Source organism: Borrelia maritima, assembly GCF_008931845.1.
Lineage (GTDB): Bacteria > Spirochaetota > Spirochaetia > Borreliales > Borreliaceae > Borreliella > Borreliella maritima.
Genome location: NZ_CP044535.1, coordinates 757277 through 779085, shown reverse-complemented (window position 1 = coordinate 779085; position 21809 = coordinate 757277). Strand labels below are relative to the sequence as shown.

Annotated in this window: 17 protein-coding genes; 7 read left to right on the top strand and 10 right to left on the bottom strand. The window is 29.1% G+C overall.

Annotated elements, in window-relative coordinates:
• Positions 1-33: 33 nt before the first annotated feature.
• The 3 genes from valS to DB723_RS03705 form a co-directional block, all read right to left on the bottom strand.
• A complete protein-coding gene (gene valS / locus DB723_RS03715; RefSeq protein WP_151552680.1) occupies positions 34-2661 on the bottom strand; it encodes a valine--tRNA ligase in 2628 nt (875 codons plus the stop codon).
• Complete coding sequence (locus DB723_RS03710) at positions 2651-3655, bottom strand: tRNA dihydrouridine synthase (protein ID WP_151552678.1); 1005 nt, start codon at positions 3653-3655, stop codon at positions 2651-2653. Before DB723_RS03710 ends, valS begins: the two co-directional genes overlap by 11 nt.
• Before the next feature lie 199 nt (positions 3656-3854).
• The gene (locus DB723_RS03705; protein ID WP_151552676.1) at positions 3855-4646 is read right to left on the bottom strand and encodes a septal ring lytic transglycosylase RlpA family protein; all 792 of its coding nucleotides are present in this window, start codon (positions 4644-4646) and stop codon (positions 3855-3857) included.
• A gap of 105 nt (positions 4647-4751) precedes the next feature.
• On the opposite strand from DB723_RS03705, the gene DB723_RS03700 reads away from it, so the two are divergent.
• A complete protein-coding gene (locus DB723_RS03700) occupies positions 4752-5759 on the top strand; it encodes an L-threonylcarbamoyladenylate synthase (protein ID WP_151552674.1) in 1008 nt (335 codons plus the stop codon).
• A gap of 180 nt (positions 5760-5939) precedes the next feature.
• Here the strand turns inward: DB723_RS03700 and plzA are convergent, their stop codons facing one another.
• Positions 5940-6725, bottom strand: a complete 786-nt coding sequence (gene plzA / locus DB723_RS03695) for a c-di-GMP-binding receptor PlzA (RefSeq protein ID WP_151552672.1) — start codon at positions 6723-6725, stop codon at positions 5940-5942.
• A gap of 315 nt (positions 6726-7040) precedes the next feature.
• Here plzA and DB723_RS03690 point away from each other — a divergent pair, with 315 nt between their 5' ends.
• The 5 genes from DB723_RS03690 (at position 7041) to DB723_RS03670 (ending at position 14651) form a co-directional block, all read left to right on the top strand.
• Complete coding sequence (locus DB723_RS03690; protein ID WP_151552670.1) at positions 7041-9827, top strand: penicillin-binding protein 1A; 2787 nt, start codon at positions 7041-7043, stop codon at positions 9825-9827.
• A 6-nt stretch (positions 9828-9833) separates the two neighbouring features.
• On the top strand, positions 9834-10235 hold the full coding sequence (locus tag DB723_RS03685; RefSeq protein WP_151552668.1) for a ParB N-terminal domain-containing protein: 402 nt from the start codon (positions 9834-9836) through the stop codon (positions 10233-10235).
• Positions 10236-10256: 21 nt separating this feature from the next.
• On the top strand, positions 10257-11849 hold the full coding sequence (locus tag DB723_RS03680) for a glucose-6-phosphate isomerase (protein WP_151552666.1): 1593 nt from the start codon (positions 10257-10259) through the stop codon (positions 11847-11849).
• Positions 11850-11913: 64 nt separating this feature from the next.
• On the top strand, positions 11914-13305 hold the full coding sequence (locus DB723_RS03675) for an L-cystine transporter (protein ID WP_151552664.1): 1392 nt from the start codon (positions 11914-11916) through the stop codon (positions 13303-13305).
• Between the two features lie 14 nt (positions 13306-13319).
• Positions 13320-14651 carry a CoA-disulfide reductase gene (locus DB723_RS03670; RefSeq protein WP_151552662.1) on the top strand — a complete coding sequence of 444 codons (1332 nt, stop codon included), beginning with the start codon at positions 13320-13322 and terminating at the stop codon, positions 14649-14651.
• 22 nt (positions 14652-14673) lie between these two features.
• Here the strand turns inward: DB723_RS03670 and DB723_RS03665 are convergent, their stop codons facing one another.
• The 4 genes from DB723_RS03665 to DB723_RS03650 are packed head-to-tail and all read right to left on the bottom strand — an operon-like array spanning position 14674 to position 19139.
• Positions 14674-16017: an ATP-dependent 6-phosphofructokinase gene (locus DB723_RS03665; RefSeq protein ID WP_151552660.1), complete on the bottom strand. Its 1344-nt coding sequence runs from the start codon at positions 16015-16017 to the stop codon at positions 14674-14676.
• A 30-nt stretch (positions 16018-16047) separates the two neighbouring features.
• Positions 16048-17019, bottom strand: coding sequence for a MinD/ParA family protein (locus tag DB723_RS03660; protein ID WP_151552658.1), 972 nt, complete (start codon positions 17017-17019; stop codon positions 16048-16050).
• A 9-nt stretch (positions 17020-17028) separates the two neighbouring features.
• Complete coding sequence (locus DB723_RS03655; protein ID WP_151552656.1) at positions 17029-17811, bottom strand: potassium channel family protein; 783 nt, start codon at positions 17809-17811, stop codon at positions 17029-17031.
• A 5-nt stretch (positions 17812-17816) separates the two neighbouring features.
• A complete protein-coding gene (locus tag DB723_RS03650) occupies positions 17817-19139 on the bottom strand; it encodes a TrkH family potassium uptake protein (protein ID WP_151552654.1) in 1323 nt (440 codons plus the stop codon).
• A gap of 98 nt (positions 19140-19237) precedes the next feature.
• Here DB723_RS03650 and cyaB point away from each other — a divergent pair, with 98 nt between their 5' ends.
• Positions 19238-19771: a class IV adenylate cyclase gene (cyaB, locus tag DB723_RS03645; protein WP_151552652.1), complete on the top strand. Its 534-nt coding sequence runs from the start codon at positions 19238-19240 to the stop codon at positions 19769-19771.
• Here the strand turns inward: cyaB and DB723_RS03640 are convergent.
• Both DB723_RS03640 and pgsA read right to left on the bottom strand, forming a co-directional pair.
• Entirely contained in the window at positions 19745-21190 is a 1446-nt protein-coding gene (locus DB723_RS03640; RefSeq protein WP_228459390.1) for a hypothetical protein, read from the bottom strand. The two genes, cyaB and DB723_RS03640, sit on opposite strands and share 27 nt — an antisense overlap.
• Positions 21177-21806, bottom strand: coding sequence for a CDP-diacylglycerol--glycerol-3-phosphate 3-phosphatidyltransferase (gene pgsA, locus DB723_RS03635; RefSeq protein WP_151552650.1), 630 nt, complete (start codon positions 21804-21806; stop codon positions 21177-21179). Before pgsA ends, DB723_RS03640 begins: the two co-directional genes overlap by 14 nt.
• Between the last annotated feature and the right edge of the window lie 3 nt (positions 21807-21809).

Below are 21809 nucleotides of genomic sequence, written 5' to 3'. Positions count from 1 at the left end.
AAAAGTTTAATTAAACAATAATTTTTTATTTTTTTACAGATTTTTTAAATCAATAATATAAGTATTTATCTTATTGATTAAAGAAGAAAATTCTGTAAATTTTAATTTTTCAGATTCAATTATTTCCTTAGGAGCATTCATCAAAAAATTCTCATTTTCAAGTTTCTTTGAAACAGAAATCTTAAGCATTTTGTACTTTTCAAGCTGCTTTTCAAGCCTTATTAATTCCTTATTTTTATCTATCAATGACTTAACATCTGCATAAATTCCAAAACCAACTGCAGCTACACCAAGCATGCCATCATAATTTTCATTGTAAAATACATTTTTAAAATTAATCATTTTTTTTGCGATGTTTTCATTAGCCTTAAAGTATCCCTCATATTTAAAGTCAGCATCAAACTTCAAAGCAATATCAATCTCAATGTTAGAAGGTATATTAAACTCACTCTTAAGTGTTCTAATAGCTACAACAAAAGTTTTAAATACTTTAAAGCTTTCAAATTCTTCTTGAAAATTATTAGCAATATCAAAACTTGGATATTCATTTAAAGCTAAAACATCTTCTTTTTCTGAAAATTCAGAAAAAATTTTTTCTGTAATAAAAGGAATAAACGGGTGCAAAATTAACAATGCTTTTTTAAGAAAAAATAGCAACTTAGAAATAGTCATATTTTGAATATTAACATTTTCACTATTTAAATCAATTTTGCTAATTTCAATATACCAATCACAAAAATCATTCCAAAAAAACTCATAAACAGATTTTGAAGCTTCATTGTACTTATAGTTTGCAAAAGAAGACTCTACACCAAGAATAGTTGAATTTAAGCTTGTAAGCAACCATTTGTCAATGTCGTTAAATTTCAAATCATTTAATATTTCTCTATTTTTTAAATTTAAAAGAATAAATTTAGAAGCATTAAAAACTTTGTTTGCAAACTTAGCTCCAAGCATAAAATCTTTAGCATCAATATTTAAATCTTGGCCTTGAACAGATAAAAAGGACAAAGTAAACCGCAAAGAATCGCTTCCATACTCACGAATAATATCAATAGGATCTATTCCATTTCCCAAAGACTTTGACATTTTTTTGCCTTGTTTGTCACGCAAAAGAGGTGTAATATAAACATCTTTAAAAGGAATTTGTCCTGTAAATTCTAACCCTGCCATAACCATTCTTGCAACCCAAAAAAATATTATATCATAAGCTGTTATTAAAGTATTCGTTGGATAATAATTTTTAAAATCAACAGTAACATTGGGCCATCCAAGAGAAGAAAAAGGCCATAGCCAAGAAGAAAACCAAGTGTCAAGAACATCTTGGTCTTGAACAAACCTCTTGCCCACATTCTTTTCATCTAAAGAAGGGTCAGTATCACTAACAATAATTTCGGACGTATCAATATTATACCAAGCAGGTATTCTATGTCCCCAAACAAGCTGTCTTGATATACACCAATCTCTAATATTTGATAACCAATACCTATATGTATTTTCCCATTTTTTAGGATGAAACTTTAATTCGCCATCCTCTAAGGCCTTTAAAGCTTTGTCTGCCAAAGGCTTCATTTTCACAAACCACTGAGTAGACAAATAAGGCTCAATAACCTCGCCTGATCGATAACAATGCCCAACTTGCTGCTGATGTTTTTTAACACCTTGTAAAAAGCCCTTTTCCATTAATTCTAACTCTATTTTAAATCTTGCGTCCTTCACGCTTAATCCTTGATATTGTAAAGGAACATTTTTATTAAGTTTTCCATCTGGAGTTAAAATATTTACTTTGGGAATATTATGTCTTTTTGAAATTTCAAAATCATTAGGATCATGCGCAGGAGTAACTTTTAAAGCCCCAGTACCGAAAGTGCTGTCAACATAAAAATCTGCAATAATTTTTATCTTTTTAGTTGTCAAGGGAATTGTGACTTCTTTACCAATTAAAGACTTATATCTCTCATCATTGGGATTAACAGCAATTGCAGTATCTCCAAACATCGTCTCAGGCCTAGTTGTTGCAACCTCAACAAAAGAAGAATCATTAATGAAGTACTTAACAAAATAAAGCTTGCCATCAACTTCTTTATATTCAATCTCTTCATCGCTAACAACACTCCCAGATCCAGGATCAAGATTAACAAGGTATTCACCCCTGTAAATCAATCCTTTAGAATACAAATCCTTAAAAACCTTGTTAACGGCCTTGCAAAGGTTATCATCAAGGGTAAACTTTTCTCTTGAGTGATCATAAGATGCCCCGAGTTTTTTTATCTGATTAACAATTATGCTTCTATGCTTGTCTTTTAATTTAAAAATTTCTCGAACAAGTTCTTCTCTTTCAAAATCATCTTTACTTTTACCAATACTTTTAAGATGTCTTTCAAAAACAGCCTGTGTTGCTATTCCTGCATGATCTGTACCAAAAAGCCATAAAGTGTTGTGTTTTTTCATTCTCTTATACCTTACAAGAACATCTTGCAAAACAAAATTAAGAGCATGCCCCATGTGCAACACGCCAGTAACATTAGGGGGAGGCGCAACCATACTAAATTTTTCAAATAAAGAATCATTTGGTAAAAAAACATTATTTTCAAGCCATTTATTGTAAATTTCATCCTCAAATGCCTTGGGATCATATTTTTCAAGAGGTCTACAATTCATTGTTTTTAAAATCTCCTACCATATCAATAACATTTAAATTTTCAAAAAGCTCTTCATAAGTTTTTGAATTCATAAGATTTGAGAAATATTTACTCTGCTTTTCATTCTCAGTAAAATATATCTTAAAATATTTTTTAAGTTTATTAAAATCTTTTCCAAGTCCCCAAGTAGCATAAAAATCCTTTATATGGAATTTTAATATATTTAACCTAAAATTTAAATTACTATCCAAAAAGCGTTTTGAAGATAATTTAAATAAATTTAAATTCTTAAAAATTCCACGCCCAAACATAATCCCATCAATCAAATATTTATCAACATAATATTTAGCATCCTTGAGGCTTAAAACATCCCCATTGCCAATAATAAGCGTAGAAGGACTAAGATCATTTCGCAATTTAATAAGTTCATAAAAAATATCAAAATTAACAGGACCTTTGCTCTGATTAATAGCAAGCCTTGGATAAACCGTTAACATATCGATTCCAAAACCCAATAAAAACCCTAGCCAATCATCAACTTCTGGATATGAAAATCCATGCCTGGTTTTAACACTAAGAGGCAAATTAAATCTTGCGCAAGCTTCTTTGCTTGCTAGAATTATTTCTTTAGCCAAAGATTTATTATTAATTAAAGCTGAACAAACACCCTTTTTAACTATTTTGCTTTTAGGGCAACCCATATTAATATCGACTCCCCAAAACCCCATGCCTCCTAATATTTCTATTGCCCTATAAAATTCTTCAGGAACATTGCCCCAAATTTGAGCAATTAAAGGTCTCTTAAGCTCATTAGGCTTTAAAAAAACATGCTGAATAGATTGTTTTAATCCATTTAAAATTCCCTTTGTAGAAATAAATTCAGTAAAATAAATATGGGGCTCTCCTTCTCCAGCTCCTATTAAATGGATTAAATTTCTAAAAACAGAATCAGTAACATCCTCCATTGGAGCTAAAATCATAATTGGAAGAGAAATGTCAAATAAAAACTTCATAAAATAACTTTATAATAATAAAATGGGAATTTAAGCAAAGTAAAACATCCGATCAATATTAGTAGATTTAGATTTTTAAAAATAAGATTGTAGCTTTTAAAATAAAAAAACACCACAAAAAAATTGGCAATAAATGAAATAATCATAAGATTTTTAAAAGTTTAATAAATAATTTTAATGGAAAAATAATTAAAAAAAATTAATCCATAACAAGACTTTCGCCCGGAACCTTGGTTTTTCTTACTAAAGTGTCTTTATATCCAGCAGATTTAATAAGCTCTATATTTCTTTGAACACTATCAGCATCAGTAGGAACAAAAACAGTATAAAACGGCCCGTGAGAATTGACTACAACAAAAAGACCTGCTTTTTTTAATATTTTATAAGCCCTATCAGCATAATCTTTTTTCCTATAAGATCCGACTTGTATGTAAAAATCTGTTTCTTTGTCAGAAAAAATTGATGAATCTGTTAATAAATTTGAAGATTTATTTTTAACAACAGAAACACTCTCTTCTGATTGATTGAGTTTATCTTTTTCTTCAATTTCAGGAGTATTAAATGCTTTTTTAAAATCACTAGATTTCGATAAAGAAGGTCTCTTTCCATTCGCACTTTCAATGACTTCGATTTTTACAGGAGCAACTCCTATCCCCAAAAAATCAAGCTTCTCGGCGGCATGTTTTGACAAATCGATTATTCTATCCTTCCTAAAAGGACCCCTATCATTAATTCTTACAACAACTGATCTATTGTTTAAAAGATTTGTAACCCTTACAGTAGTATTAAAGGGCAATTCTTTGTGAGCAGCAGTAAGAGCCATCATATCAAATTTTTCACCATTAGCAGTAGTTTTACCATGAAAAGCTTCACCATACCACGAAGCAAGACCTACTGTAGCGGAATTTAAATGAGAAGCAACATAAAAAAATACAAAGAGACAAAGAAAGTTTCTATTATCTCTTAAGATGGTATCAATTAAATTTCTCATAATGTCTATTATAATATAAAAACATATTTCAACAAACAATTAAGCTTACAAATTGCTTATTTACATTTTTTTTGATTTAATTATAAAAAGAAAAAAGTCTAAAAGATGATATCAACAGAAATAATTCGAAGTAACCAAACACAAAAAGCAGCAAAACTTATAAAAATGGGAGAACTTGTTGTATTCCCAACAGAAACAGTTTACGGGATTGGTGCAAATGCTTATGATGAAGATGCTGTAAAAATGATTTTTCTAGTAAAAAAAAGACCCATTACAAATCCCTTGATAGTGCACGTTGATACAGTAAAAAAAATAAAAGAATTATCAGAATACATCCCCAAAAGTGCTCTCATGCTAATCAAAAAGTTTAGTCCGGGTCCCTTAACCTATGTTCTTAAAAAATCAATAAAAATATCCAGATTTGTAAGTGGAAACCTAGATACAGTAGCAATAAGAATTCCTGCAAATAAAACAGCTTTAAACTTAATCAAAAAATCCAAAGTCCCAATAGTAGCACCATCTGCAAATATATCAAAAAGACCAAGTTCAACAAACTTCGAAATGGCCTTCAAAGAATTAAATGGGCTTGTAAGGGGAATAATAAAAACAGAAGAAAACAAAGACTTTAATATTGGAATCGAATCAACTGTGATTGGATTTGACGCAAAAGGAAATGTGCTAATATTAAGACCGGGCACAATAACAAAAAACATGATAGAAAAAGAGCTTAAAGGAAAATATACGGTCAATTATGCAGAAACAAAAACAGAGTTGGAAAAATCACCTGGGAACATAATAGAACATTACAAGCCAAAAATTCCTGTTTATTTGTTTAAAAATCAAGACAACATAAGAAGATATTTAAACAAAGATACAAAAATACTTATCACAAAACCTACTCTAAAATCCTATTTATTTAATTTTTTGTGGGATAAAAAAAATATTACAGTATTTAATACCCTTGAAGAATATGCACAAAATCTTTACAAAGAACTAATCAATTCTGAAAATAGCTACAAACAAATCCTTAGCGAATTCGTCAAAGATGAAGAGCTTGGATACTCAATAAATAATAGAATCAGAAAAGCTAGTTCAAATAGATTCATTAAGTAAAAACGTAAATAACCCTAATTATATTACTTTAAAATTTAAACATAAATACTCATTAGTAAAGCAATGCTAAATTCAAAATTAAACGTCTAAATTCACAATAAAGCAACAAATACAATCAAGAGAAACTTAAACTAAAGATTAGAAATCGATTTTCATATAAAAAGAATTTTAATCTTTTAATTAATTGAAATAATCATGGATTAGCATAGTATATTCAAGCGGTATTTTATCCTCATCAAAAGCAATCCCAAGTGCAAAAACCTTTCCACTTGGCGTCTGAATAATGCTTAAGCTTTTTGATTTACCCTCAATAAAAATTTCTTCATCCATAAATTCAAAACTAAAAATCAAATCAATTGCATCTTCCTTGACATCCCCATAATCAAAAGAAGAAATCACTAAAGCTCCCCCATAAGATAAATCTTTTATTAAGCATTTATGTTTTGAGCCATTAAACTTGATAAAAGCTTTATCGGAATCAATTTTTAGCTTTCTAATAGAATCTTTATCAACAATAATCCTCTCATGAATTCTCTGATTTTGTCCAAGCTTTAAATCAAGAAGCTTCCCAACTTTAATAGCGATCTCTTCTGGCATGGGAGATAAAAATTCCAATGTTAACAAATTGTATTCTTTATTTTGAGAAGAATAAGCAGAAGCACTTAACAACTTAACAGACAAAAAGGGGAAAACTCCCGCACTATGTTTAAAGTCTGAATTTTTCTTAAACTGAATAGAGCCTAAATTTTTATTTTTAGCCAAAGTGGGCAATACTGTATCTTCTTGAAAAATAAGCTTAAGAGAATCCATGGAGATAGAATAAATTACCCCAAGCACAGAATATGTGCCTATTTTCATCTCAATAGTATTTCTAAGATTTAAAAAACTATTTATCTCTGTGCTCATTTTAATTTCTTTGCCCCTATACTTAGCCCCATAATCTCTTATTTTTCTAGATAAAAGCATAAACCTCTCCTTTCTCCTTTTTTAGACATAAAAAATAAAAATTCTAAAAAACGCTTAAAACTGTTTTAAACAGCTTTGCACAAGTAAAAAAAATTTAAAACAACTAAGCTGCAAACAAGCTTAATTAATAATCGATAAATCTACTCTTAAAATCTAAGATATACCATCACCCAACCTTAACAGTATCTTCTTAATTAGCAAAACTTTAAAAGTGCTGCTTATATAGTGTAAAATTATAGCAATAATTTTATACTATAACAATCAGCTTATACATTATTAATTCTTATACACTTATAGTATACTTTAGTAAAAAATATGAAATTAAATAACCTTAAATTGAACACAATAAATATACATAAGCTACTTATTTATTTAACATATTTCTCAGTTAGCTTTTCTATTATCGCGCTATCATTAGCAATATCTAAGACTATAAACATACAAAAAGATAAAAATTTTGGGTATGTAAACCCAGCAATTCCTTCAAGACTTTTAGACATTAATGGAAAACTAATAACTCAATTTATATCTGATGAGAATAGAGAATTAATGCCCTTGAGAAAAATGCCTGATAATCTAATTAATACACTTTTAATAAGAGAAGATATTGGGTTTTTTTCTCATCGAGGGTTTTCCCTAATAGGAATACTTAGGGCTGCATTTAATATTGTTCTTGGTAGATATTTTTCAGGGGGCAGTACATTAACCCAACAACTTGCAAAGCTTCTCTACACAAATCAAGCAAGAAGATCTATTTTGAGGAAACTTAATGAAATATGGTGGGCAATTCAACTTGAAAAAAAACTCTCCAAATACGAAATACTAGAAAAGTACCTTAATAAAGTTTATTTTGGAAATGGAAACTATGGGATAGTTGCAGCATCAAAATTCTTTTTCGGCAAAAGTGTAAATAAAATCAACACAGCAGAATCCGTAATGATGATAATCCAACTTCCAAATGCAAAGCTTTATTCACCACTTTACAATCCAGAATTTTCAAAAAAAATACAACGCGCGGTTTTAAACCAAGTTGTATCAAAGGGAATAGTTAAGGCCGAAATTGCTGAAAAAGAATTTAATGAATATTGGCAAAATTATGATTGGACTAGAATGGCTGATACATCTGCAATTTCAAATAAAAAAGATCAGGCTCCCTATTTTTCTGAATACATAAGGCAAAAAATACTAAAACATTTACCAGACGGCGCAAACATATATAAAGATGGATACTCAATATATTCAACTCTTGACCTTGAAGCACAAAAATATGCAGATAAAGTTACAAACGATATGATTAACAAAGCAAGAACAATGCACAATTTAAACAGATCATCTGAAACAATAACTATTAATTCAGAAATTGTGCCTGTAGTAGATGCAATCTCAGATTTATTAGGAATTAAAAATTTAAGAATAAATGGAAGGCAATATAAAAAACTTAGACAAAGAAAATTTTACGAAGACAATATTGATCTAATTGCAAGCTTTGGAGCTATACTTGGGATTGATAAGATAGATAAAGCAACAAAAGAATACATTATCAAAAATAAATTAACACCAAAACTCATTGCACAGCCTGAAGGAGCAATGGTAGCAATAGACACAACAAGCGGAGCAATAAGAGCCATGGTTGGAGGAAGCGGACATGCTAAAGACAATGAATTTAATCGCGCTACACAAGCAAAAGTTCAACCTGGAAGCGCATTTAAAACGTTATACTTTGCAGCCGCAATTGATCTAAAAAAAATAACAGCTGCCACAATGTTTTCAGACTCTCCGGTAGCATTTTTAAATAAAAGAGGAGAAGTTTATGCCCCAGGGAATTATGGTGGTAAATGGAGAGGCAACGTTTTAACACGCCAAGCATTGGCTTTGTCTTTAAATATTCCAGCATTAAGAATATTAGACAAGCTAGGCTTTGACTCTGCGATTGACTACTCTTCAAAACTACTGGGAATAACAGATCCAAAAGAAATAGAAAAAACGTTTCCAAAAGTTTATCCATTAGCACTCGGTGTAATATCGGTTTCTCCAATCCAAATGGCAAGAGCCTTTGCAATTTTAGGGAATAGTGGTAACCAAATCGAACCTTATGCAATAAGATACATTGAAGACAGAACTGGAAGAATAATAGCAAATGAAGAAGCAAGCATATTGGCCAAAATTAAAAGCAAATCACACCAAACCCAAATAGTTTCTCCTCAAGCCGCTTATATCATTACAGATATGATGAAATCAACAATTCAATATGGAACCTTAGCAAATCAAAGATATACAAATCTCAAAAATTTTAAATCTGACATTGCTGGAAAATCTGGCACAACTCAAAATTGGGCAGACGGATGGGCAATAGGATACTCTCCTTATATAACAACAGCATTTTGGGTTGGATTTGATAAAAAAGGATATTCACTAGGAACATCAGGGACAGGAACAGGATTGGCAGGCCCCAGTTGGGGAGAATTCATGGCAGAATATCACAAAAACTTGCCTAAAAAAGTTTTTGTAAAACCTGAAGGAATAATTAGCATCCCTGTACAAACAGAAACAGGGCTATTACCAGAAGGAGTTGCTGAGGAAAAAATAATAAATGAACTATTTATTTCCGGCACTCAGCCAATTGAAAAATCAAAATATTATGAAAATAAGCTAGAATTTAAAAATACAATAGAATTTAACATATATGGAATTGATGAAATCAATAATAACGATGAAATAAATTTTGACACTCCTGAATTTGAATATCTTGATAATAATCTTGAAAGTCTAAACAACAATATCAACAATAACAGTGATCTTGGAAACATTAACAATAATGAAGAAAATAAAAGTGAAGATGAAATAAAGATGAACACTCAAGAACCTTTAAATGAAATAGAAAATCAAAGCTTACAAGAAGACACAATGAATAATACTAATGATAACATCACCAATAACAACGAAAAAATGCTTTTAAAAAATACCAAAGACATTGAAGACGAAGTCCTTGTTAATGAACCAAACACAGAATCACAAAACACAAAAGAATTAAATTTAAATAACAATGAAAATGAAAAAATGAACAATAAAGACGTCAATGGAGAAGATATCCAATTGGATTAAAACAATATGTTAATAGATATCGATCAAATAAAAATAAAAAAAAGAATTAGAAAAAATATAGGAGACATTGAAAATCTTAAAAACAGCATTACAAAACACGGGTTAATTTATCCAATAATAATAGATAAAAATCAAAATTTGATAGCGGGATTTAGAAGGTACCAAGCCTTAAAAGAACTTGGCTACAAAGAGGTTGAAGTAAAGGTAATATCAATTGAAAACAAAAAAACTTTACTTGAAATTGAGCTTGATGAGAATAATGTTAGAAAATCATTTACAAGAAGTGAAGCAAACGAAGGGGAAGCTTACTTAAAAATTTATTCTGAAAGCAATCTAATAATAAGATTCCTTAAATTTATTATCTTAAAAATTAAAAACATGTGTAAAAGAAAAAATAGAAAAATTTAAATCATAGTAAGAGGTGTGTTTATGATGAATTACAAAAATCTTAATGAACTTGAAAATTTTAAAATCCTTGAAGGAATTGCTCCAGAAATGCTCAAGACTGCATTAACCGGGGAAAGAATAAAAGAATACGACATTACAATAGAAGGAGAGAGCGTACATTATAATTATGCTTCAAAGCAAATTAATGAAAACCACCTTAAAATTTTTCAAAATTTAAGCGATGAAGCAAATTTAATAGAAAAATATAAAGAAGTACTTAATGGGGAAAAGATTAATATTAGTGAAAATAGAAAGGTACTGCATCACCTTACAAGAGGACAAATTGGCAAAGACGTAATAGAAGACAATAAAGAAAATATGAGAGAGTTTTTCCAATCAGAACTTGAAAAAATATATAATTTTTCAAAGCAAATCCATTCTGGGAATATTAAAAGTGCAAATGGTAAAAAGTTTAAAAATGTAGTTCAAATAGGAATTGGTGGATCCAGTCTAGGGCCAAAAGCTCTTTACAGCTCAATAAAAAACTATGCAAAAAAACACAATCTGACCTTAATGAATGGTTATTTTATTTCAAATATTGATCCAGATGAATCAGAAGAATTGTTAAATAGTATTAATATTGATGAAACACTTTTTATCATTGTCTCAAAAAGTGGAAATACATTAGAAACTAAAGCTAATATGCAATTCTTAATAAACAAATTAAAATTAAATGGCATAAAAGAATATAAAAAACAAATGGTTATTATAACATTAAAAGATAGTATGTTAGCGCTAGAAGAAAAAGGATATCTTGAATATTTCTTTATGCACGATTCAATAGGTGGGAGATTTTCTCCAACATCAGCAGTTGGACTTGCGCTACTTACTCTTTGTTTCACAGAAAAAATTGTAAAAGAAATTATAAAAGGAGCTAATAAGGCTGATAGAAAATCATTAAATAAAAACGTAAAAAACAATGCACCTCTTTTGGCAGCACTGATTAGTATATATGAAAGAAATGTTCTCAATTACACTAGCAATTGCATTATTGCTTATTCTAAAGCAATGGAAAATTTTTATCTTCACTTACAACAACTTGAAATGGAAAGTAATGGGAAAAGTGTAAACAGATTTAACGAAACAATAAACTACAAAACCGTAAGAATAATTTGGGGAGGCATTGGAACTGATGTTCAGCACTCATTCTTTCAAATGCTTCATCAAGGAACAGATATAGTTCCAATGGATTTCATAGGTTTTAATGAAACACAACTTAAAGAAGATGTAATAACTGATAATAGCTCAAGTAATGACAAATTAAAATCAAATTTAATAGCGCAAATAATAGCATTTTCAAAAGGTAAAGAAAATAGTAATAAAAATAAAAATTTTAAAGGCGAGAGGCCTTCTGCACTAATATATTCAAAAGAATTAACACCTTATGCAATAGGAGCAATACTCTCCCATTATGAGAATAAAGTAATGTTTGAGGGATTTTTATTAAATATAAACTCATTCGACCAAGAAGGAGTTCAGCTAGGAAAAATTCTTGCAAATCAAATTTTAAAAAACGATACTTTTGAAGATGAAGTAATAGAATCTTACTCTAAAAAATTATTAAAGCAAGATTAATTAATTTTTAATATATACCCTTAAGTTTAAAAAAGAATGCACTAAGCTTATACAAGAGGTAAGAATGGATAAGGTAAGTATATTGTATACATTAATTAATATTGTAATTATGCTTATTTTAATAAGCATAATTTATCTTTGCAAGAAAAAAAATGTTTCTTTTACAAAAAGAGTATTTATATCATTAATAATAGGAATAGCATTTGGAATGACTATCCAATATTTTTATGGCACAAATTCATCTATAACAAACGAAACTGTCAATTGGATAAATATTTTAGGCGATGGATACGTAAGACTTCTTAAAATGGTTATAACCCCCTTAATAATAACATCAATAATCTCTGCAATAATAAAATTAACTAACAGTAAAGATGTTGGGAAAATGAGTCTACTTGTAATAGTAACGCTAATATTTACAGCAGGCATTGCTGCAATAATAGGCATTTTCACTGCATTAATATTAGGATTAACAGCTGAAGGACTGCAAGCAGGAGCCAGCGAAATTTCACAAGGTGAAAAATTGCAAAAAGGCCTTGAAATATTAAATCAAACGCCAATTACAAAAAAAATCACAGAACTTATTCCACAAAATATATTTGAAGACTTGGCAGGACTTAGAAAAAATTCAACAATTGGAGTTGTAATATTATCAGCTATCATAGGAATAGCTGCCCTTAAAACATCTATAAAAAAGCCGGAATCAATGAAATTTTTTAAAAAAATAATATTAACGCTTCAAGATACAATATTGGGAGTAGTAACTTCTATTTTAAAGCTAACCCCTTATGCTATATTAGCTTTAATGACAAAAATTGCGGCAACAAGTGAATTCAAAAGCATAATAAAGCTTGGAGAATTTGTAATTGCTTCCTATATTGCTATAGGCCTTACATTTCTTATGCACATGACATTAATTGCAATAAACAAATTAAACCCAATTACTTTTATAAAAAAAATATCTCCAGCACTATCATTTGCATTCATATCTAGGTCTAGTGCTGCAACAATACCTATTAATATAGAAATTCAAACCAAAAACCTAGGAGTAAGCGAAGGAATAGCAAATTTATCAAGCTCATTTGGAACATCAATTGGGCAAAATGGTTGTGCAGCACTTCACCCTGCTATGCTCGCAATGATGATAGCACCAACCCAAGGAATAAATCCTACAGATGCTTCATTTATACTCACACTTCTTGGATTAATAATAATAACTTCATTTGGAGCTGCTGGAGCTGGTGGAGGCGCAACAACAGCTTCATTAATGGTACTCTCGGCAATGAACTTTCCAGTAGGGTTGGTCGGACTTGTAATATCTGTTGAACCTTTAATTGACATGGGAAGAACAGCTGTTAATGTAGGCGGCTCAATGCTTGCTGGTGTTATATCTGCGAAAAAACTTAAACAATTTAACCAGAATATATACAACAAAAAAGAATTTGTAACAAAATAAATGGAAAAACAATGATGAAAATAATAATTATTGGAGGCACATCAGCAGGGACTAGTGCAGCAGCTAAAGCAAAACGCTTAAACAAAAATTTAGACATTACTATTTATGAAAAAACAAATATTGTATCTTTTGGAACTTGTGGCTTGCCTTACTTTATAGGAGGATTTTTTGACAATCCAAATACAATGATCTCAAGAACAAAAAAAGAATTCGAAAAAACTGGGATCTCTGTTAAAACTAACCACGAAGTTATCAAAGTAGATACAAAAAGCAATACAATTACAGTAAAAAATCAAAAAGCAGGAAAAATTTTAAGCAATGCTTACGACAAACTCATGATAGCAACTGGTGCAAAACCTATTATTCCGCCAATTGACAATATCAATCTAAAAAATTTTTATACACTGAGAAATTTAGAAGACGGTCAAAAAATAAAAACTTTAATGAATAAAGAAGAGATTAAAAATATAGTAATAATTGGTGCTGGATATATTGGAATTGAAATGATAGAAGCAGCAAAAAATAAAAGAAAAAATGTAAGATTAATTCAACTAGACAAACACGTCCTCATAGATTCCTTTGACGAAGAAATAGCTAAAATAATGGAAGAAGAACTAATAGAAAAAGGAGTTAATCTTCATACAAGTGAATTTGTAAAAAGTTTAATAGGAGAAAAAAAGGTAGAAGGAGTAGTAACAAACAAAAATACTTATCAAGCTGACGTTGTTATACTTGCCACTGGAATAAAACCTGCCACTGAATTTTTGGAAAATCAGCTTAAAACTACCGCAAATGGAGCAATAATTGTAAATGAATATGGAGAAACTAGCATAAAAAATATTTTTTCTGCAGGAGATTGTGCAACCATTTATAATATAGTAAGCAAACAAAACGAATACATACCACTGGCAACAACAGCCAATAAGCTTGGAAGAATAGTGGGTGAAAATCTAGCTGGCAATCATGTTCCATTTAAAGGTACATTGGGCTCAGCTTCAATTAAGATTCTGTCTTTAGAAGCTGCAAGAACAGGACTTACAGAAAAAGATGCAAAAAAGCTTAAATTGAAATATAAAACAATTCTTATAAAAGATAAAAATCATACAAATTATTATCCAGACCCAGAAGACATTTATATTAAATTAATTTATGAGGAAAATACAAAAATAATCCTTGGAGCACAAGCAATAGGAAAAAATGGAGCCGTAATAAGAATCCATGCTTTATCAATTGCAATCTATTCAAAACTTACAACAAGAGAATTGGGAATGATGGACTTCTCATACTCTCCGCCATTTTCAAGAACCTGGGACATATTAAATATTGCTGGAAATGCTGCAAAATAAAAGAAAAGTAAATAAATTAAATTTAATTCTTCATACTAATTGGTTGTCCTGTGCTTGAGAGAACATCTCTCCAAAAAGAACCATTTGGATTAACCTTATTTCTATCAATTACCGCCATTTTAATCGGTATATGTACAAATTTTGTACTCCACAAACTAATCAGCATTTTTGTTTTGCCAGACATTGCAGCGTGAACAGCGTTCGAACCAAGCCTAGCACAATAAAGCGAATCGCTAGCATTAGCAGGCGAACTTCTAATAATATAGCTGGGATCAATGTATTTAAGAGTAAATTGTATATTTTTTGCTTTAAAATATTCAGTAATTTTATCTTTAATATAAAGCCCAATATCCTCATAAAGCAAATTCCCAGAATCGTCTTTTTTTTTAGGGAAATGATCAAAATACTTTTGGCCTGCTCCTTCTGCTATCAATATTACTGCATGAGGAATTTCTTCTAAGCTTTCTTTCTCTAAGAGTCGCCTTTCAAGATGAACAAGAAATCCATTAGGACCTTCTATATCAAAATCAAGCTCCGGAATTAAACAAAAATTAACATCATTAGAAGAAAGCGCAGTGTGAGCAGCAATAAAGCCAGAATCTCGCCCCATGACTTTAACAAGTCCAATACCATTGTAAGCACTATTGGCTTCAAAATGAGCACCAGCAACAGCTGCAACTGCTTGTTCTACAGCAGTCTCAAATCCAAAAGATTTTTGAACAAACATAAAATCATTGTCTACAGTTTTAGGGATACCTACAACTGCTATTTTTAAATTTCTTTTTTCTATTTCCTCAGCAATAAGAAGAGATCCCTTTTGAGTGCCATCTCCACCAATGTTAAAAATCATGTTAATGTTCATTCTCTCTAAAGTGTCAACTATTTCCACAGGCTTAATACCGCCTCTTGAAGAACCAAGAATAGTGCCTCCAAATTTATTAATATCATCAACAACATCTGGATTAAGATTAATAAAAGGTGAATTTGATTCAGGAAGAAGACCTTGATATCCAAATTTTACTCCATAAATATTGCGAACTCCATAAATTTTCCATAAAGTTCGCACAATAGAGCGAATAACATCGTTAAAACCAGGACAAAGCCCCCCACAAGTGGTAATAGCAGCTTTAACGTGTCTGGGCACAAAATAAATTTTTTCTCTAGGCCCAGCTTTTTCTAAAAGAACATCTTCATACCGATCTCCCTTTTCCTCATTTCTATATACACTAAACTTAATTTTATTTTTTTCATTAACAAAATATGAAGAACCTTCACTAGCATAAAAATCAATCAAAGGATTATTTTGTTTGCATTCCCCCAAACTATCTATTTTAAAATCTAAATTTTCATTTTTAATTCTATACACCAAACACTCCTTTATACTATTATAGCCCAATTACTTTCTAATAAACTTACTTTGATCTTTAATCATATCGTATATGTCATCATAAATATAAGGAGACCCTTCAACAGGAGATTTAATTAAATTGCCAGCTATAAATTCAAAATATTTATTCAACTTTGAATTCTTTTCAAAATCAATAAATGGCACCCTATTATTAATAGCCTCTCTAAAACTTTTTGCAAAAGGCACAAAGCCTATAAACTCTATTGGTATATTAATATTATTCTTAACAACATTAATCAAATTTTCACACATAGCAATTTCTTCACTAGTTTCTATTCTATTTAGCACTACTCTAGGATAAAAATTGTTCATCATCTTCTTGACTTTCAAAGAAGAACTCAAAGAAATAAGTTCAATCCCAACAACCAAATCTTTAAATCCAAGCTTTGTCCCTTCAATTTTATCCTTAAAAAAATTACCAATATAGTCACGCTCAGGACTTTTTTGAGGAAAGCTCAAATATAAAAGACGATAAAGAGCATTCTTCAAAAAAGAATAAGCATTAAGTATAGAGGGGGTTTCTGGTACTGTAACAATTATGCCGCTATAAGACGCCAAATAAAAATCTATTGTATTATAAGAAGTTCCAGATCCTAAATCCAAAAAAACAAAATCAGCAATAAGATCTTTTTGAATCGATTCTATAATCTTTTTCTTAATAGAAAAAGGAAGATTAGCTGTCCCTGTATAAAGAGAATCACCTGGAATAAGATAAAGTTTATCATAAGATGTTTTACATACTAAATCTGAAAAATTTTTATCCCTTTTATTAATAAAAGAACCAATGCCCACACCCTTATTTTTAACGCCCAAACATGTATGTAGATTAGACCCTCCAAGATCAAGGTCAACAAGTATTACAGTTTTGCCTAAGCTAGAAAGCTTATACCCAACATTTGCAACAAAAGATGTTTTTCCAACACCACCTTTGCCACTTGCTACAGGAATAATTTTAGTCATTCTTAAATCCTAGTTATCCTTACGATTCTTTTTAAAAATTTTAATAAAATTAAAAATCCCTACAAATCTCGATCTCTTTTCGGAATCTTTAATTAAATTTTCATCCTCTTTAACCCCCGAAATTAAATCTTTAATTAAATCTTTATTGTTTGTAAAATTTTCAATACTATCTGGTTTCCCACAAATTACAATTTTATCATCTTTTAAAAAAAAATAATCGCCATCAACAAATTCATATCTAGAATTACTTAAATTTCTAACAGCAATAACTGTAATCCCACACTCTCTTCTAAGATCAGCTTCAAAAAGAGTTTTTCCAACATATTCTTTGGGAATAACAGTTTCAGCAACAATAATATCATACCCAATAATATTATAAGTTGAAAGATTGGGAGATACTAATAATGGAGTTAATCTTCTTGCAGCATCTTTACTTGGAAATATAATTTTTGTTGCACCAAGAGTTTTTAATATTTCAGCATCATCCCTATTTTCTGTCTTAACACATATTTCCTTCAAGCCTAAAAGATTACAATAGTGAGTAACAAGGGCACTTTTACCAAGATCATCATCAAAGTCAATCACAACAGCATCTGTGTCTACAGGAATTATTCTTTTCAAGGCATTTTTAGTGAACTGCTCAACAACAAAGCTTTCTGTAGCTATGATATCATATTCCTCAATAAGCTCCTTAGATGTATCTATAATAATAATTTGACAATCAAGTTTGCTTAAATCTTCAAGTAGATGAATTCCCAAATTACTAAGTCCAATAATAACAAATGTTTTCATATGCTTCAACCAACCAAGATGTCTTGCCTTGGCCTTGTAAATTCTTCAAAACGCGACTTTCTTGAAACAAAAACAGCCATTGAAAAAAGCCCTATCCGTCCTGCAAACATAGTAAAAATTATAATGACTTTACCCCAAAATGACAAATCCTGAGTTACTCCAACTGAAAGACCAACTGTTCCAAAAGCAGAAAATACCTCATAACCCAAATCAATAACTTTCCAATTACCAGATCCTCCCTCAAAAAAAAGTAGCATAAAAAAGGAAAAACTTAAAATAAAAATAGCTCTTGCAAAAAACAAAAGTGCAAATCTTATACTATCTATTGAAACCTTGTAAGACCCAATAATATATCCATTGCCAATTTGATTTTTAACAACAGCTAATACAATTAAAAAAAATGTTGTAATCTTAATCCCTCCAGCAGTTGATCCGGGTGCACCACCAATAAACATGAAAGGCAGAGAAACTATTTGAGTTCTTCCACTTATTAAAGAATTATCAAGATAATTAAACCCAGCTGTTCTGGTACTAATTGAATAAAAAATTGAATTAAATATTAAAGTACTCATTGAATAGCCATCTTTTAATTTATGCATCTCTGTAAAAAAGAATAAAATTGAACCAATTATAATTAAAACAAAACTTAAAAAAAAAACTATTTTAGCATGAAGTGATAGCTTTTTTTTGTTCTTAATAGTATTCTTTACATCTCTATAGACCATAAATCCAAGCCCACCACAAATTATCAAAATAGAAACGACAACTATAGCCTCAGGAACATCTCGCCATGCATAAATACTCTCAGAATGCATTGAAAAACCCGCATTACAAAACGCAGAAATTGTTGTAAATAAAGCTTCTAAGAATGAAATATTAACTCCCCTAAGTTTAAAACAAATAAGTATTAATATCAAACCTATCATTTCAATTGAAAAGGTTATAAACAATATGCTTTTTAAAATTCTAATAGGATTATATTCTATATTTGAAAGGGAATATTGCTTTATTATTCTTGCATCTGTTAAATTCATTTTCTTTTTAGGTATAAGCAAATAAAAAGTAGTAATACTTATAAATCCAAGCCCCCCAAGCTGGATTAACAACATTATCAAAATAAATCCAAAAGTAGAAAAATTTTCTATTTCAACCGTTACAAGACCTGTAATACTTACGGCAGAAACAGCAGTAAAAAGAGCATCAATGTATGCTAACTCGCGCTCACCTTTCCAAGAAATAGGAAGCACTAACAAAAGAGATCCTATAAGCATAATTAAAACAAAATAACTAAAAAGTAAAAACCTGTCACCAAATTCAAATTTCAACATATCGTATACAAAAATCTATTTAAATTATTAAAAATCTATCTTATATAGCATAATATTTTAACATTGAAATATTATCATAATTACATTATTTTTAATATATGTTAGAAATAGAATCAAAAGCATTTATTCCCCCAAAAGAATTAAAAAGAATTATTAAGTTGGCAAATAAAAAATTCAAGTTTATTAAAGAAGAAATAAAAACTGACATCTATTACTCAAACCCAAAAAAAATTATAAGAATAAGAAAATTAAATACTCTAGAAAAAATTGTCACATTTAAAAAAAAAATATTAGACGATAATAATGCTATAGAAATTAATAAAGAGGTGGAATTTAAAATAGATAGCATTAAAAATTTTTTAATCCTTATGAAAGAGCTTAAATTTAAAAAGCTATACAAAAAGATAAAAAAAAGTTTAATTTATCAAACCAATAATTTAAATGTAGAAATAAATGAAATCAAAAATCTTGGATTTTTTTTAGAAATAGAAAAAATAATTAATAATGAAAATGATATTGGTTTAGCAAAAAAAGAAATTGACAACATAATCAATCAATTTGGATTAAAAGAAAACCTTGAAACTAGATCTTACTTTGAATTACTTTCATTGGCAAACCAAGGTAAAAAATAATTCTTTGGCATTAAAACTTAAAGTAGAAACTAAAAGCACTTGATTATCATAAATTCCAATCTGGGGACTAGTAACATTACTCTTAAAACGCTCTAATTTATTTAAAAAATACCAATTTTTATTTTTAAAATAAATTAATCTTACATTATTATTATCTTCAAAAGCTAAAAACAAATTATTTTTATAAAGCCCAATATCACTACTTGAGCCTCCCATTTTAACATTAGGGCTTATATTAATCCATCTATTACTTTTCAAAGGAGAAATGCTTAAAATAGGCCTATTTTCAGAAACAAAACTCATAATTATTTGATTAAAAGTAGAATCAAAAACCCCCTTAATAAAATTGGCCATATAAACAGAAGGAATATTTGCATTTACCCAAGAATTCTCATTATTTACAATAAATTCAGATTTAATCTCATCATTTGACTTATAATTATAAAAAATGCCTAAAAAAGGTTCAGATATCAGTCCAATGTTTGATGAATTCACATTAGAATCACCTTTGCTTAAATAAGAATGTATTACATCATTCCAAGTACTTCCGTAGCCCATATTTGAGATTAAATTAATTTTATATTCACCTCCAATTTTCCTTAAATATGTCAAATACAACCTATCTTTTAAATCAATACTAATATTTAATAAAGATCCAAAATTCTCTATGTACCCAGGACTAATATCAATCCATTTTCTACTATTAAATTTTTTAACTACAAGTTCACTAGCAAAATCGGATCCTGATTTTGTAACAAAAGCAATATATAAATTTCCTTTGGAATTAATCGAAAAATCAAAATTAACTATATTAATAATATTCCCATTAACAGATGAATCAAGATTAAACCAGCCAACATTCTCAATAAACTCTGCGACTTTAATGTCATCGCTATTCTCTAACTGATACGCAATATAAATATTACTTTTATAAATCCTTAATACATACTTTTTAAGTTTAGTAGTTAAATTTAAAACAGGCAAATCTTTTAAAGTAAAAAATAGATCTTCTTTTTCAACCTTAGATGCTTTAGCTTTCAGAGAATCACTACTTAAAATTGAAAAATCTAAATCTGTAAGTGAAAACTTTATGTTTTCGTTTTTAGTGCCAACATATATTATTGCATAAAGAGAATTTTTATCTAGCCTTATTTTAAAATCTTTTTTTTTAATTTTATCAGTTATGTACTTTTTATTAGAAATATCATAAATTTTAAAAACAAAATCGGAATTTGAACTCTTATCTAAGGTTAAAATATAATCAGAAGATTTGCTAACTTTTAAATAAACACTTCCTTTACCATTTTTACTTAAAATACTCAAAGGACTAATTTCCGTTAATATTTGATTTACTTGAGCTTGAATAAAAGAAAGTTTTGTAAATAAAAATAGCAAAATTAATGTCTTATTTATTTTCATATTTTTTTATATTAAAAAATACTAACACATAATCCAAAAATGATAAAATTGCAAAAAAAGCAGCACAAGCATACGTAGTTTGAATAATAAATAAAAATTTAAATTTAAAATTTAAAATGTAGCTAATAAAATCTTGAATTGGTTCTGTAAAGTTGAGTTGATTTAAAGTATAAAACAAAAGACTTGCAAAGGTACAAACAGCATAAAGAAGTGACTTTAATTTCCCCAAAAAATTTGCTTGTTGAACTATATCAAACTGAATAATTAAATTTCTAACAAAACCAATAGAAATCTCACGATAAATAAATATTACAAAAAAATAATACGGGGTTATTCCTTTGTAAAAGAAAAAAACAAAATATGTTAAATGCTGTAAAACATCCGCATAAGGATCTAAAACCTTACCCACATTGCTAACAAGACCATATTTTCTTGCAATATACCCATCAATAAAGTCGGTAAATTCATTAAAAATGATTAAAACCCAAATAATTCCAAAAAACAAATATGGAAAAAATATATTTTCCAAAAAAAACAAAATTAATATGATAAAGGAAAGTACAATCCTTGCTAATGTTATTTTATTAGGAGTAATAAACTTGATTAAGCTCTTCAATTT

What these genes read in the sequence shown, in the direction of transcription:
- valS (WP_151552680.1), bottom strand. Translation starts at nt 2,661, where the DNA reads ATGAATTGTAGACCTCTTGAAAAATATGATCCCAAGGCATTTGAGGAT.
- DB723_RS03710 (WP_151552678.1), bottom strand. Translation starts at nt 3,655, where the DNA reads ATGAAGTTTTTATTTGACATTTCTCTTCCAATTATGATTTTAGCTCCA.
- DB723_RS03705 (WP_151552676.1), bottom strand. Translation starts at nt 4,646, where the DNA reads ATGAGAAATTTAATTGATACCATCTTAAGAGATAATAGAAACTTTCTT.
- DB723_RS03700 (WP_151552674.1), top strand. Translation starts at nt 4,752, where the DNA reads ATGATATCAACAGAAATAATTCGAAGTAACCAAACACAAAAAGCAGCA.
- plzA (WP_151552672.1), bottom strand. Translation starts at nt 6,725, where the DNA reads ATGCTTTTATCTAGAAAAATAAGAGATTATGGGGCTAAGTATAGGGGC.
- DB723_RS03690 (WP_151552670.1), top strand. Translation starts at nt 7,041, where the DNA reads ATGAAATTAAATAACCTTAAATTGAACACAATAAATATACATAAGCTA.
- DB723_RS03685 (WP_151552668.1), top strand. Translation starts at nt 9,834, where the DNA reads ATGTTAATAGATATCGATCAAATAAAAATAAAAAAAAGAATTAGAAAA.
- DB723_RS03680 (WP_151552666.1), top strand. Translation starts at nt 10,257, where the DNA reads ATGATGAATTACAAAAATCTTAATGAACTTGAAAATTTTAAAATCCTT.
- DB723_RS03675 (WP_151552664.1), top strand. Translation starts at nt 11,914, where the DNA reads ATGGATAAGGTAAGTATATTGTATACATTAATTAATATTGTAATTATG.
- DB723_RS03670 (WP_151552662.1), top strand. Translation starts at nt 13,320, where the DNA reads ATGAAAATAATAATTATTGGAGGCACATCAGCAGGGACTAGTGCAGCA.
- DB723_RS03660 (WP_151552658.1), bottom strand. Translation starts at nt 17,019, where the DNA reads ATGACTAAAATTATTCCTGTAGCAAGTGGCAAAGGTGGTGTTGGAAAA.
- DB723_RS03655 (WP_151552656.1), bottom strand. Translation starts at nt 17,811, where the DNA reads ATGAAAACATTTGTTATTATTGGACTTAGTAATTTGGGAATTCATCTA.
- DB723_RS03650 (WP_151552654.1), bottom strand. Translation starts at nt 19,139, where the DNA reads ATGTTGAAATTTGAATTTGGTGACAGGTTTTTACTTTTTAGTTATTTT.
- cyaB (WP_151552652.1), top strand. Translation starts at nt 19,238, where the DNA reads ATGTTAGAAATAGAATCAAAAGCATTTATTCCCCCAAAAGAATTAAAA.
- DB723_RS03640 (WP_228459390.1), bottom strand. Translation starts at nt 21,190, where the DNA reads ATGAAAATAAATAAGACATTAATTTTGCTATTTTTATTTACAAAACTT.